Origin of the sequence: Massilia sp. DJPM01 (assembly GCF_030348125.1) — a bacterium.
GTDB classification, from domain to species: Bacteria; Pseudomonadota; Gammaproteobacteria; order Burkholderiales; family Burkholderiaceae_D; genus Telluria_A; species Telluria_A frigida.
In genome coordinates, this window is record NZ_JAQOZV010000014.1 from 1 (window position 1) to 12,481 (window position 12,481).

At 64.2% G+C, this 12,481-nt stretch carries 12 protein-coding genes; 8 read left to right on the forward strand and 4 right to left on the reverse strand.

The annotated features are described in order from the left end of the window. The first annotated feature begins 104 nt into the window (after positions 1–104). The gene (locus tag PO883_RS11320; protein WP_289309852.1) at positions 105–614 is read left to right on the forward strand and encodes a hypothetical protein; all 510 of its coding nucleotides are present in this window, start codon (positions 105–107) and stop codon (positions 612–614) included. Here PO883_RS11320 and PO883_RS11325 read toward each other — a convergent pair. Both PO883_RS11325 and PO883_RS11330 read right to left on the reverse strand, forming a co-directional pair. Then, complete coding sequence (locus PO883_RS11325; protein ID WP_289309853.1) at positions 592–2,022, reverse strand: ATP-binding protein; 1,431 nt, start codon at positions 2,020–2,022, stop codon at positions 592–594. The two genes, PO883_RS11320 and PO883_RS11325, sit on opposite strands and share 23 nt — an antisense overlap. A gap of 1 nt (position 2,023) precedes the next feature. Further along, positions 2,024–2,710 carry a response regulator transcription factor gene (locus PO883_RS11330; protein ID WP_167090550.1) on the reverse strand — a complete coding sequence of 229 codons (687 nt, stop codon included), beginning with the start codon at positions 2,708–2,710 and terminating at the stop codon, positions 2,024–2,026. A 138-nt stretch (positions 2,711–2,848) separates the two neighbouring features. On the opposite strand from PO883_RS11330, the gene PO883_RS11335 reads away from it, so the two are divergent. From PO883_RS11335 to PO883_RS11350, 4 genes are read left to right on the forward strand one after another with little or no spacing between them, the layout of a single operon-like run. After that, the gene (locus tag PO883_RS11335; RefSeq protein WP_289309854.1) at positions 2,849–3,304 is read left to right on the forward strand and encodes a Spy/CpxP family protein refolding chaperone; all 456 of its coding nucleotides are present in this window, start codon (positions 2,849–2,851) and stop codon (positions 3,302–3,304) included. Positions 3,305–3,321: 17 nt separating this feature from the next. After that, a complete protein-coding gene (locus tag PO883_RS11340) occupies positions 3,322–3,915 on the forward strand; it encodes a hypothetical protein (RefSeq protein WP_289309855.1) in 594 nt (197 codons plus the stop codon). Between the two features lie 22 nt (positions 3,916–3,937). Further along, positions 3,938–4,795, forward strand: coding sequence for an intradiol ring-cleavage dioxygenase (locus PO883_RS11345; RefSeq protein ID WP_289309856.1), 858 nt, complete (start codon positions 3,938–3,940; stop codon positions 4,793–4,795). A gap of 40 nt (positions 4,796–4,835) precedes the next feature. Further along, positions 4,836–5,645, forward strand: a complete 810-nt coding sequence (locus PO883_RS11350; RefSeq protein ID WP_289309857.1) for an alpha/beta fold hydrolase — start codon at positions 4,836–4,838, stop codon at positions 5,643–5,645. A gap of 57 nt (positions 5,646–5,702) precedes the next feature. On the opposite strand, the gene PO883_RS11355 is transcribed toward PO883_RS11350, so the two are convergent. Then, positions 5,703–6,368 (reverse strand): TetR/AcrR family transcriptional regulator, encoded by a 666-nt coding sequence (locus PO883_RS11355; protein WP_289309858.1) that lies wholly within the window; start codon positions 6,366–6,368, stop codon positions 5,703–5,705. 109 nt (positions 6,369–6,477) lie between these two features. Between PO883_RS11355 and PO883_RS11360 the strand changes: the two genes are divergently transcribed. From PO883_RS11360 to dcd, 3 genes are all read left to right on the forward strand, one after another. After that, positions 6,478–7,506 (forward strand): SDR family oxidoreductase, encoded by a 1,029-nt coding sequence (locus PO883_RS11360; RefSeq protein ID WP_289309859.1) that lies wholly within the window; start codon positions 6,478–6,480, stop codon positions 7,504–7,506. A gap of 400 nt (positions 7,507–7,906) precedes the next feature. Then, positions 7,907–10,183, forward strand: a complete 2,277-nt coding sequence (locus PO883_RS11365) for a diguanylate cyclase domain-containing protein (protein ID WP_289309860.1) — start codon at positions 7,907–7,909, stop codon at positions 10,181–10,183. 287 nt (positions 10,184–10,470) lie between these two features. Beyond that, the gene (gene dcd / locus PO883_RS11370; RefSeq protein WP_054267910.1) at positions 10,471–11,040 is read left to right on the forward strand and encodes a dCTP deaminase; all 570 of its coding nucleotides are present in this window, start codon (positions 10,471–10,473) and stop codon (positions 11,038–11,040) included. 18 nt (positions 11,041–11,058) lie between these two features. Here the strand turns inward: dcd and PO883_RS11375 are convergent, their stop codons facing one another. Continuing rightward, the gene (locus tag PO883_RS11375) at positions 11,059–12,375 is read right to left on the reverse strand and encodes a hypothetical protein (RefSeq protein ID WP_289309861.1); all 1,317 of its coding nucleotides are present in this window, start codon (positions 12,373–12,375) and stop codon (positions 11,059–11,061) included. Positions 12,376–12,481 lie beyond the last annotated feature (106 nt).

Sequence of the window (12,481 nt, forward strand, 5' to 3'; positions counted from 1 at the left end):
CGCTAAAATGGTGCACGTCATCCTTTGGCAGGAAGAGTGGAGAATGTTACAGCATTGTTTTCATCCGGATGACATCAGTAGCGGCGAGTCATGAAAGGGAGTCAATGAATACGGTCGATCTGTATGCGGACATCGTACCTGGTGAGCGTGCTGCAGGCTTTCTACTGGGAGCGCACCTGACGCACGTGCGCTCCATCTTTGCGCGTGTACTCCGTTGGAACGGCACGCTCGGCCCGCTGCGCGAGGCGGTTGCGCGATGCGACGATTGGCTGCAGGCGCCAGCCCTGTCCGGCAACGGCGAACGTTCGGGCCAGTCGTTCTATTACCAGCGCGGCGCGGTGGAACTCCATTTCGACGGGCACGGCACGCTGGTGACCATCGCCATGTTTGGTGGCTATCGTGGCACCCTGTTCGGAAAAATTCGCGTCGGTGATGAACTGTCCAACGTAACCGACTTCTGCGACCTGTTCTTCGACGAAGACGAAGACATGCACTACCCGACAGGCAGCGCCATGACGGGATTGGCCTTCGGCGCCGAATTTGAGCCGCTGGAAAAGGCGCCATCGCAGCGCATCTTCGGAATCTACATTTTCAGCCAGCCAGCGGCAGCATGATCTCAACGCGCAGTCCGCCGCCTTCGCGGTTGCTGGCCCTGATCGTGCCGCGATGGGCGTCGATCACGCGCTGCGCAATCGCCAGCCCCAGTCCATGGCCATCGACGTTGTTGCTGGCCGCATGCGAGCGGAAGAAGGGCTGGAAGATCGCCGTCAGGTCTTGCTGCGCCACGCCCGGCCCGCGGTCGCACACCGATAAGTGCAGGCGGTCGGCGTCGGCACCGATGCCGATCTCGATCAGGCCACCTTCGCTACTGTGCTTGATGGCGTTGCGGATGACGTTCTCGATCGCGCTCCACAGCAGGTCCGGCGCGCCCCGCACGGTCACGATCGCCTGCCCCGACAGCACGATGCGGCGGCCGCACTGCTCGGCCTCGAAGCGCGCATCGGCCACGATGTCGTCGAGCAGGTCCATGAACGAAATATCTTCGTAGCGCGGCAGTGCGCTCGACACTTCCAGGCGCGATAAGGTCAGCAGCTCGCCGACCAGCTTATCCATCCGCACGCTCTCGCGCTCGATGCGTTCGAGCGAGGAGGCGATCTTGTCGGGCTGCTGGTGCGCCAGGCCGATGGCCGCCTGCAAGCGCGCCAGCGGCGAGCGCAGTTCGTGCGAGACATCGTGCAGCAGGCGGCGCTGGCCATCCATCAGGGTGCGCAGCTGGGCGCTCATGCGGTCGAAATCGCGTCCCAGGTCGTTCAACTCGTCGCCGCGCACGCCCGTGACTTCCGCAAAACGGGGCGACAGGTCGCCGGCGGCGGCCGCCTCGAACGCGCCGCGCAGGGCCCGGATCTGGCGCGAAAAATACCACGCCAGCAGGGCCGCGAACAACAGGCTGGCCAGCGTCGCGCCGGCCATCGTGATGTAGGGCAGCAGGTGGCGGTTCGGTGGCGGGCCACCCTGGTCGCCCGGCGCTCCGGGACGCGGGCCGGCGCCGAAACCGTCCGGCGGAACCCGGCGGCCGTCAGGCGGCCCGCCGCCCGGACCGCGCTGATCGAGCCAGCGCACGAACACCAGGAAGCGCGCTCCGTCCGGCGCGGTCAGGGTACGCACCACATTGTGGCGTGCCGGGTGCGCCAGCATGCGTTCGGCCTGGGCGCGCAATGCGGGCGTGACGGTCCGGCCCAGCATCTCGTGGCCGTTCGCGTCGATGACAAACATGCTGTGGCGCGTGCTGCCGCCCACCAGTTCGCGCAGCGCCGCGCTGCCGCCGAATTTGAGCGTGGCGGCCGCGCTGTCGATCATGAATTCGGCCGATGGCGCGGTATCGATGCCGGTCGCGCGCGGCGAGTCGATGGCCGCCTGCGCGCGCGCCTGGTCGCGCAGCCAGAACACGGTGCCAATGCCGACGGTGGCCGCCAGCTGCGCCAGCAGGATCGACAAGAAGAACTTCCAGAACAGGCGGCCCATGCTAGTCGCGAATGAGCTGGTAACCGAGGCGGTACACGGTTTGCAGGCAGGAGCGGCCGTCGGCCAGGGTGCCCAGCTTGTGCCGCAGGCTGCTCAGGTGGACGTCGATATTGCGGTCGAAGCGCGCCATCGGCCGGCCCAGGCCCTGTTCCGACAGGTCGTTCTTGCTGACCGGCCGGCCCGCGTTGCGCGCCAGGACTTCGAGCAGGTTGAATTCGGTGCTGGTCAGTTCGAGCGCCGCGCCATCCCAGCTGGCGCGGCGCTGCGCCGGCTGCATCGACAGCTTGCCGACGCTGATGGTGATGCCTTCGCCATCGCCGCGCGGCGCGTTGGTGCGGCGCAGGATGGCGCGGATGCGGGCGGTCAGCTCGCGCGGGGTGCAGGGTTTGGTCACGTAGTCGTCCGCGCCCAGTTCCAGCCCGAGAATGCGGTCGGTATCGTCGCCGCGGCCGGTCAGCATGAGGACCGGCAGCTGACTGTGCGCGCGGATGCGGCGCAGCGTTTCCAGGCCGTTCATATGCGGCATCATCACGTCAAGCACCGCGATGGCGCTGCGTCCGGACAGCGCCTCGCGCGCGCCGGCCTCGCCGTCATGCGCGCAGCTGACGCGAAATCCTTCCTGCTCCAGGTATTCGCGGAACATGCCGACCAGTTCAACGTCGTCATCGATGAGTAGCACTTGGTTCATGCATCCATCATAGCAAATCGGACCACCCTGGTTGGGCGCCGGGCCGGTGCCTTTACGCGCTTTTACATGTCCCTAACACCGCTTTACATCTCACCCTCGCACAATGGAGTCCTTCGTAACGCACTGACAGGAACCGCCATGAAAAACATACAACAACGCGTACTCGCCATCTTGTTAAGCAGCGCCTGCCTTGGCGCCGTTGCCGCGCCGGGGGAGGGCGGCATGCCGCCGCCGGGACCGAGGCCGGATATGGGCGCGCACGGCCCACACGCACGCGGTCCGGCGTTCGGACACGGGGTCGACCTCACGGACGCCCAGGAAGACAAGGTCTTCGCCATCATGCATGCGCAGGAACCGAAGCGCCGCGAGCACACGCGCACCTTGCACAATTCCCAAGAGGCGCTGCGCGCTCTCGGTAATGCGGAGCAGTTCGACGACGCCAGGGCGAGCTCCCTGGCGCAGGCCGCCGGCAATGCGCTGGCCGCACTGGCCTTGCTCGAGGCCCGCACCGACGCCCAGGTGCGCGCCGTGCTCACGCCGGAGCAGCGCAAGCAGTCCGCCGACAATCGTCCGCGCCACCAGCCACGTCCCTGATCTTCCAGGAGAACAGCATGTCCACCAGCGCCATTGGGGCATTCAGCCCGACCGCCACTAGCCCGGCCAGCCAGTACCGCAGCACGCCCACCGGCGCCGCCGCCAAACCGGCGGCCGCTGCCCCGCCCGACGGCAAGGCCTTTGTCAGCGCCATCGCCAGCGCCTTGCAGGAGATCGGCGTGGCCGATGCCGATACGGCCGACAGCAGCGCGAGCGCCGGCCCGGCCAGCGCGCTGGGCGACTTCTTGACTGAATTGATGGAATCGCTGCAGTCGGCCGGCGGCAAGGGCGGCAAGGGCGGCAAAGGTCCGCAAGGGCCGCCTCCCGGTGGCGGCGGACCGCCGCCCGGAGGCGGAGGAGGGGGCATGCAGTCCGACCTGGCGTCGCTGGCCGGCAGCCTGACCACGCAGGCCGGCAGCGACACCGGCACCGACGACAGCCACACCACCGGCAGCACCGCCAGGCTGGAATCCTCGTTCGGCAAGCTGCTCGGCGCCCTTGGCCTGGACAGCGCGGACTCGTCGACCAAGCTGGGCCAGTTCCTGCAAACGCTGGCCACCAAACTCGATGCCACGGGACCCGCCGGCAACCTGATTAACACCACCGCCTGATTCGGCACACAAGGACAACACCATGGAACATCACGACCACAGCCTGGCCCAGGACATGCAAACCATGCTGGACATGACCATCAGCCGGCGCCAGTCGCTGCGCTGGATGTTCGCATCGGCGGCGGCCTTGCCGCTGGCTGCCTGCGGCGGCGGGGACGACGCCGAAGGCAGCACCGTGACCACCACCGCGGCCGCCGATACCGGCACCACGCCCGCCACCGGCAGCAGCGCTTCCTGCGCCGTGATCCCGGACGAGACGGGCGGCCCGTATCCCGGCGACGGCACCAACAGCAGCGTCGGCGGCGTGGCCAATGCGCTGATCCTGGCCGGCATCGTGCGGCCCGATATCCGCGCCAGCATCGCCGGCGCCAGCGGTGTCGCCGCCGGCGTGCCGCTGACGATCAAGCTGCAAATGGTGAACGTGAAATCAAGCTGCGCCTCGCTGGCCGGGGCCACCGTCTACCTGTGGCACTGCGACCGCGAAGGGCGCTATTCGATGTACACCAGCGGCGTCACCGCCGAAAACTACCTGCGCGGCGTGCAGGAAGCCGACGCCAGCGGCATGGTCATCTTCACCACCATCTTCCCGGGCTGCTACGCGGGCCGCATGCCGCACGTGCACTTCGAGGTCTATCCGAGCCTGGCCAAGAGCACCAGCGCGGCCAACCGCATCAAGACTTCGCAGTTCGGCTTTCCCACTTCGATGCTGGCCGACACCTACGCCGCCACCGGCTACAGCGCCAGCGTGCGCAACCTGGCCAACATCAGCTACGCCACCGACAACGTATTTAGCGACGGCAGCGCGCTGCAAATCGCCAGCGTGAGCGGCAGCGCGAGCCTGGGCTACGTCGCCACGCTGACAGTAGGGGTTTCCCTCTAATCCTGCATAAGCGGCCCCGGAATCGTCTTACAATCGAAAAATGACAACACCGATCCTGCATTTTTCACACGGCAACAGCTTCCCGGCCGGTAGCTACCGCAAGTTCTTCGACCAGCTGCGCCCGGACTACGACATCCGCGCGGTCGACATGTACGGCCACGATCCGGACTACCCGGTCAGCGATGGCTGGCCCAAGCTGGTCGAGCACCTGATCGCCACGCTGGAGAGCTACGGCACGCCGGCCATTTTGGTCGGTCATTCGCTGGGCGGGATGCTGAGCATGATGGCGGCCAAGGAGCGCCCGGACCTGGTGCGCTGCGTGGTCATGCTCGATTCGCCCGTGGTGGCGGGCTGGCGCGCCATGCTCTGGCGGCTGGTGAAAGTGAACCAGAACTGGAGCGACTATCTGTCGCCGGCCCGCCTGTCGCGCCGGCGCCGCACGGTGTGGCCCAGCGTGCAGGCGGCCTACGAGCACTTTGTCTCCAAGCCGGTGTTCGCGGCCTGGGCGCCCGGCGTGCTGCACGATTATCTGGAACATGGCCTCGAACCGCATCCGGACGGCGTACAGCTGCGCTTCTCGCGCGACGTGGAAACCGATATTTACCGCGGCTTGCCGCACCACCTGGGCAGCGTGATGGGCAAGGCTTACCCGGTGCCGATCGGCTTCATCGCCGGCACCGAATCGGTGGAGCTGCGCCAGGCCGGCCTGGACGCCACGCGCAAGCTGGTGGGCGATAATTTCGTCGACATCCCCGGCGGCGGGCATCTGTTTCCGATGGAGTCGCCCGAGCTGGCGGGGCGCCTGACGCGCGAGATGATCGCCAGGCTGCTCCCGCAGCGCCAGGTTTAGCGATTCCCCGGCGCGGCAACGCCGCGCTCAGAGCCTGTCCCGCTTGATCCCTTCGGCCTATGCCGGCAACGCCGGCTGCGGATCAGCGCCAGGCGCCGTATCCAGCAAGCCGGCGCTGGCGATCAGTCCGCGCAGAAACACCAGGATCAAGCGTCCTGACGGATCGGGCCGCCCCGCCACTCTTTGCAGTGCCAGGCCATGTGTCAGCGCAATGAAGGCCGCCGCGAGCTCCTCCGGTTCGGCCGGCGGCGTGCGTCCGAGTGTGGCGAATAGTTTGCCGACCACGCGGCCCAGCCCGGCCCGGTGCGCATCCCACACCGTCTGGTACTCGAGCGCGAAGGTCGGGCTACGATTGGCATGCAGCTGCAGTTCGATCGACAGCGTGCACCAGTCGGCATCGTTGTTGAGCGTGGCGGCCCAGGACTCCAGCCCGCCCAATATCTGTTCCGGCGTCCGTCCGCCGCTGTCGACGGCGTTGGAAAGTTGCGCGGCTTCGGCCTCCATATGCCCCCGCAGCAACTCCAAAAGAACCTCCTCCTTGCTGGCAAAGTTCGAGTAGAAGGCCCCCTGCGAATACCCCGCCCAATCCGCAATATCGCGGATCGACGTGCCTCCATAGCCGTTCGTGACAAATAGCTGCTGCGCGGTGTCGATCAGACGCGCGCGTGTCTGGGCCTGGCTTTCCTCGCGGGACAGGCGTTTTCGTGGTGTGGTTTGACTCATGCCCATTAAGATATCACACGAACTCTGGATAGGGGCTGAGATATTCCTTGACACCCCTGGGGTGGCTCCGGCAAACTAAATATCAATCGAACTTTGAAATTCATATGATATGAAAATAGACCCGCAACTGAAGTCCGCGTTCGTCACCGGCGCGACTGGCCTCCTCGGCAACAATCTCGTGCGCGAGCTGATCGGGCGCGGCTTTGCCGTCAAGGCGCTGGTTCGCTCGCTGTACAAGGGCCGGCAACAATTCGGGGGACTGGAAGGCGTCGAGCTGGTGTTGGGCGACATGGCGGACGTGTCCGCCTTCGCCGATCAGCTGCGAGGATGCGATGTCGTGTTTCACACGGCAGCCTTCTTCCGCGACAACTACAAGGGCGGCAGCCACTGGAAGGAACTCAAGCGCATCAATGTCGATGGGACCCGGTCGCTCATCGAACAGGCTTACGGCGCCGGCATCCGGCGCTTTGTCCAAACCTCATCGATTGCCGTGCTCAATGGCGAACCAGGCGCACCCATCGACGAATCCTGCCTGCGCGAGCTGGACGATGCGGACGACTATTACCGCAGCAAGATATTGGCCGATCAAGCCGTGCTGCACTTTCTGGCAGGCCACCCGGACATGCACGCCAGCATGGTTCTGCCCGGATGGATGTGGGGACCGGCGGACATCGGTCCCACCTCGTCGGGACAATTTGTCAACGATGTGGTTCTCGGCAAATTGCCGGGGCTGGTGCCAGGCAGTTTTTCCGTGGTCGACGCGCGCGACGTGGCGCAGGCACATATCGCGGCGGCGCTGCACGGGCAACGCGGAGAACGTTACCTGGCGGCGGGCCGCCACATGACAATGCGGCAACTGGTGCCCTTGTTGGGCAAGATCGCCGGCGTCAAGACACCCATGCGCAATCTGCCTTTACCCCTCTTGTACGTCCTGGCGGCGGCGCAGGAACTCTACGCGCGCATCAGCGGCAAGCCCATCCTGCTCGGTCTGGCCACAGTGCGCTTGATGGTCAAGGAAGCCGGACGTACCCACTTCAACCACGCCAAGAGCGAGCGCGAACTCGCACTGAAGTTCAGGCCGCTTGAACAAACCATGACGGATACCGTCGCCTGGTATCGCAGCCATGGCTGGTTTTGACGCGAACGCTTCCCGCGCGACGGCCGTGATGCGATTGTGGCCGTGATGTCTGCCGGTTCACGCTTCACCTCGATGGCCGCCCTGGCCGTCTTCCCAGTCTGGCCAGCTTGAATGCGGTAAGTGCTGCCCGGCGTTCCTGGCCGCCATCGCGCACCAATGCAAGCTGAACGTGTTGTATTTGTGCTGACCCTGTCGGGAATATTCCTTGTGCATTGCCTCGATGAAAAAAGGAGGCTGCTAAGATCAGGACATCATCGCCCTCAAGCCGTATCGCCCGGCAAGGGCGGGCGCGGTCCCTCGCGCCGGATTCGCCAGCAAACTGGCAGGGGAAAGAATGGTTTTGCTCTTGGAACACATTAAAATGGCACTTGGCCGCCACGCGCTGCCGGCTGGTGTGTTCGTGATCGGCCTGGCGCTCTCCGCTTATGCCTACGTGGAGCGCGCGCAACGCAGTGAAGCGGAACAGCTCAGCGAATTGCAGGAAGTTGCAAAGAACTACGCCTCGCTGTTGCGGCACCGGCTTGACCTGTACGTGAGCGCAAGCCGGGCGCTGGCGGCCTTTCTCAGCGCCTCGAACGATGTCCAGCCCGCAGAATTCGACCACTATATCAGTGCCAGCCGGATGTTTGAAAAGTTGCCGGGGATCAGTTCGTTCGGCTACCTGCCCAAGGTGCCTGCCGCACAGGCCGATCGCTTCGAGGCCGCGGCGAGCCTGCACTTTCCGCGCTACCGCATCCTCAATCGGCGCGCTGGTATCGATGCCTACTTTCCTCTGCTGTATGGCCAGCATGGCGGCGACCCGGCCCGTGCCGGCCGGCTGCGCGGCTTCGATTTTTCGGCGGTTCCCGAACGCCGCGCCGCAATGCGGGAGGCCGAGGCACGCGATGAACCGGTCGCCACCCGGCTCCACATGGCGCTGCGCGATGCGGGCAACCGTCCTGTGGTGCTGATATTCGCTCCGGTACGGGCATCCCGGCCAGGCGCCGCAACAGCCACGGCACAGCGCGACAATCTGAGCGGCTTCGTATTTTCAGCGCTGTATGTGAACCACTTGTTTCTGAACTTCGACGATGGGCACCTGGCCCGGCACTTCGACCTCGACGTGTTCCAGGATAGCGTTGCAGCCAACAATATTGTATTCGACGCCGACCAGCGGCCGCAGGCCCTGGCGGCGAAACCGGACCAACTGCTGGCGCACCGCGCCGAAGTGCAGTTCGCCTACCGCACATGGCTGGTCCATTTTTATGCGAAACAGGCCGACCTGGGACCCAAGTCCAGGCGCGCGGGAGCGCAGGTGTTCGCTATCGGACTCTTGCTTGCCTTGATCGCGGGCTATGCCACGGCGGCCTGGCCACGCTATCTGTCACGCAAGCGCGCGATTGTCGACTTCAGGGAACGGTTTGGCGGTTTTTTCGCCCACCATCCGTTCGCAGTCTATGCACTCGACCCTCAGCGCCGATTCATCCAGGTCAACCAGCAGATGGCCAAGGAACTCGGGGTGAGCGGCGCAGCGCTGATCGGCACCACGGACGACAGGTTTATCGCAGCCGGGCAGCGCGACGCGGCGGCGCGGCATTTCGACGAAGTCCTCGCCGGACATGCTGTTGCTTACACCTCCCAAATCACTGCCGCCAACGGGCGCAGCTCGGACCTCTCGATCGTCATGATACCGATGAACGTGGCCGATAAGCTCAGCCATGTGCTGGTGTTCGCCGAAAATATCACCGACCGCAAACAAGCCGAGATGGCGCTCTACGAATCCAGGCAAATGTTGCAGCTCATACTAGACAATATTCCGCAAAACGTCTTCTGGAAAAACATCGACAGTCAATATCAGGGAGGTAACCGCTCATTGCTGGAGGTGGCCGGCCTGCAAAGCATCGATCAGCTGCTCGGCAAGACGGATGCGGACTTGCGCTGGCGCGATCAGGCGGCGCATTTCCATCAGGTCGACCGCGAGGTGATGCGCTCAGGGGTGGCACGCATGCGCATGCAGGCCACCGACGTCCGCTCGGATGGCACGGAATGCTGGATCGAAACCAGCAAAATTCCCTTGAAAGACGGCCAAGGCAAGGTGGTCGGTGTTCTTGCTGTCACCGAGGACATTACAGCGCGCAAATACATGGAGCAGGAGCTGTTCCGGCGCGCGAACTTCGACAGTCTGACCGGACTGCCGAACCGGGGATACTTCCAGAGCCAGCTGGAGGAGGCGGTCAAGCGGGCACAGCGCCGCAATGGCCTGGCGCTGCTGTACTTCGACATCGACCGCTTCAAGCAGATCAACGATACCTACGGGCACGACGTGGGAGACCAGGTGATTCGCATGTATGCCCAGCGCGTCCGCGCGATGCTGCGCGAGTCCGATTTCATGGCGCGGCTCGGTGGCGACGAATTCGTCCTGATCGCGGAAGGAATGAATGAGGAGCAAGATGGCGCGGTACTTGCGCACAAACTGGTCGAGGCGATGGTGCCGGCTTTCGACATCGGCGGCATCACGCTGCAAGTGAGCAGCAGTATCGGGGTCGCCTGTTTTGAAGCCGGCATGACACCGGACCTGCTGCTCAAGGCGGCCGACCAGGCGATGTACGATGCCAAGCGTGCGGGCAGGAATTGCTTCCGGCTAGCTGCGGGCGGGCCGCCATCCGGACGCGCCGGCGCCGGCGGCCACCCCGCATGAAGGCGATGCCGCGCCGATCGGCTCATCGGCAGGCAGGAGGCGGCTCACTTCGGCGGCGTGCCGTCCCGGCAGGGCGGGCGGAAACGGCGGACGCCAGCGCAAAAACAGGCCGCCAATCGCCGCCGGCAAAGGCTTTTCGCGTAAAATCGCGGGAATTTCTTTTTTCGCCGCACCGGATCGGCAAGCCTCGCGCCGGTCGGCTCCGAAGCGAGCGCGGCCCAGGTGGCGGAGAGAGCGTCATTGACACGGCGTTCTATTGACCTATTCTCTATTTTGGAATCACACGCATGAGCATTAAATCCGACAAATGGATCCGCAAAATGGCCGCGGAAACGGGCATGATCGAGCCTTTCGAGCCGGGCCAGGTCAAGGAACGCGATGGCCAGCGCATCGTTTCATACGGCACGTCGAGCTACGGTTACGACATCCGCTGCGCCGATGAATTCAAGCTGTTCACCAACATCAATACCACCATCGTCGACCCGAAGAATTTTGACGAGAACAATTTCGTCGATGTCTCGGGCAAGGGCTTTTGCATCATTCCGCCCAATTCCTTCGCGCTGGCGCGCACCGTGGAGTACTTCCGCATCCCGCGCAATGTGCTGACCATCTGCCTGGGCAAATCGACCTACGCCCGCTGCGGCATTATCGTCAACGTCACCCCGTTCGAGCCGGAATGGGAAGGTTTCGTCACGCTGGAGTTTTCCAACACTACGCCGCTGCCGGCAAAGATCTATGCCAACGAAGGCGTGGCCCAGGTGCTGTTCTTCGAATCGGACGAAGTGTGCGAAGTGTCGTACAAGGACCGTGGCGGCAAGTATCAGGGGCAGGTCGGGGTCACGCTTCCCAAGGCCTGATGGGGCCACGGCCGGGTTTCAGTAGCCGGCCTTGAGTAATAGATGGATCAGGTAACTCACGCTGGCCTTGCTCAAGGCCAGCACCGGCGCCGAGCGGATGGTTTCTTCAACGCGCGATCCGGGGTCGTCCGACACCATGGCGAAGCTGCCGTTCTTCTGTGATTCGATGACCACCACGCCGGCCGGGTGCCGGTAGCGGGTGAGCGGGTGGGCCGCCGCGACCCAGAGCGTGCGCGCGTCGTCGAGCCCGAAAAAGGGCTTCAAGGTGGGCAGGTCCGCGCCGTAGTTACTCTGCGCGCCGTGATGCGGCACCATCTTCGTACACGACAGCGCAAGCTCCGAGCGGTAGTACAATGCCAGCTCGTCGAGCAATGCCTGATTGCGAAAACCGATGTCGCCCAGCCCCAGCCAACCGGCGCGGCGGGTCCCGTCGCGGGCCGGATAGTCGGCATGATGTCCTATGGTGCACCCCACGTTGAATCGGCTGTCGGCGTTCTGGCCCGAGGTACGCGGGCCGGAGTACAGGCACAGCGATACCTCGTTATAGTCTACGAATACGCGCCCGCCATCCTTGGACAGGGTTGCATAGGCTATCCCCAGGAGCTTTTTGACCGGAGGTCCGCTCGCGGCGGCGCCATCGCCGGCCTGCGCCGGCTTTCCGAGTATCGAAAACAGTTTGCTCAGGATCTTTGCCGTATCGCGAGTATTTACTGTCTTTCCGCTGACCGTTTTTGCTACGCGTTCCATGATCTCCCTGAGCTCCGCAAATTCGACCTTATCGAACAGGGCGTTGACAAGCTTTGCATGGTTCGTTTCGCGCGAGTAGAAGCGAAACATCCAGTCCGCCTCCTTGACGTGGTAGGTGGCGTTGAGCGCGTTCGGATCCGGCGTGAACCGTTCGAGCAAATTATCCGGTCCGTCGCCGTCGCCGTCGGATTGATCGGACAGAGTGCGCAGTACGCGCAGCGATGCGAGTGCATCTGTTATCTCCGCCTGACTGCGCCCGTCCAGCACGTAGCAGCACAACAGCCAGACCAGTAGCTCGTTGTCCAGACGGTGCGGCAGGAACACGCGCTTGAACGTGTAGCGCTCGGCGACCAGCAGTGCCACGCCATTGCAGTGGTCCATGTCGAAACTTGAAATGACAAGCCAGTCGAATTTTTTTTTGTCGTCGCTTCGATGCAGGCCCGCCAGCACGGCGCGAATCGCGTCCAGATTGTTCGATCCGCAATCGTAGATGTAGCGGAACGGCTTGCCCGCCACCCGCATATCCGCCATATGAAAGCCGCCCTGGCCGACCGGGTGCTGGACGCGCCTGACGAGGATCTCGTGCATGAAAACTCTCCCATGGATGGACTTGCGATGGCTGCCAGCTTGCCACGGCGCGCCCCTGCGAATACTCCTCAATTGTCACGCGGGCGGCCGTGCGCCCCAAAAAAAA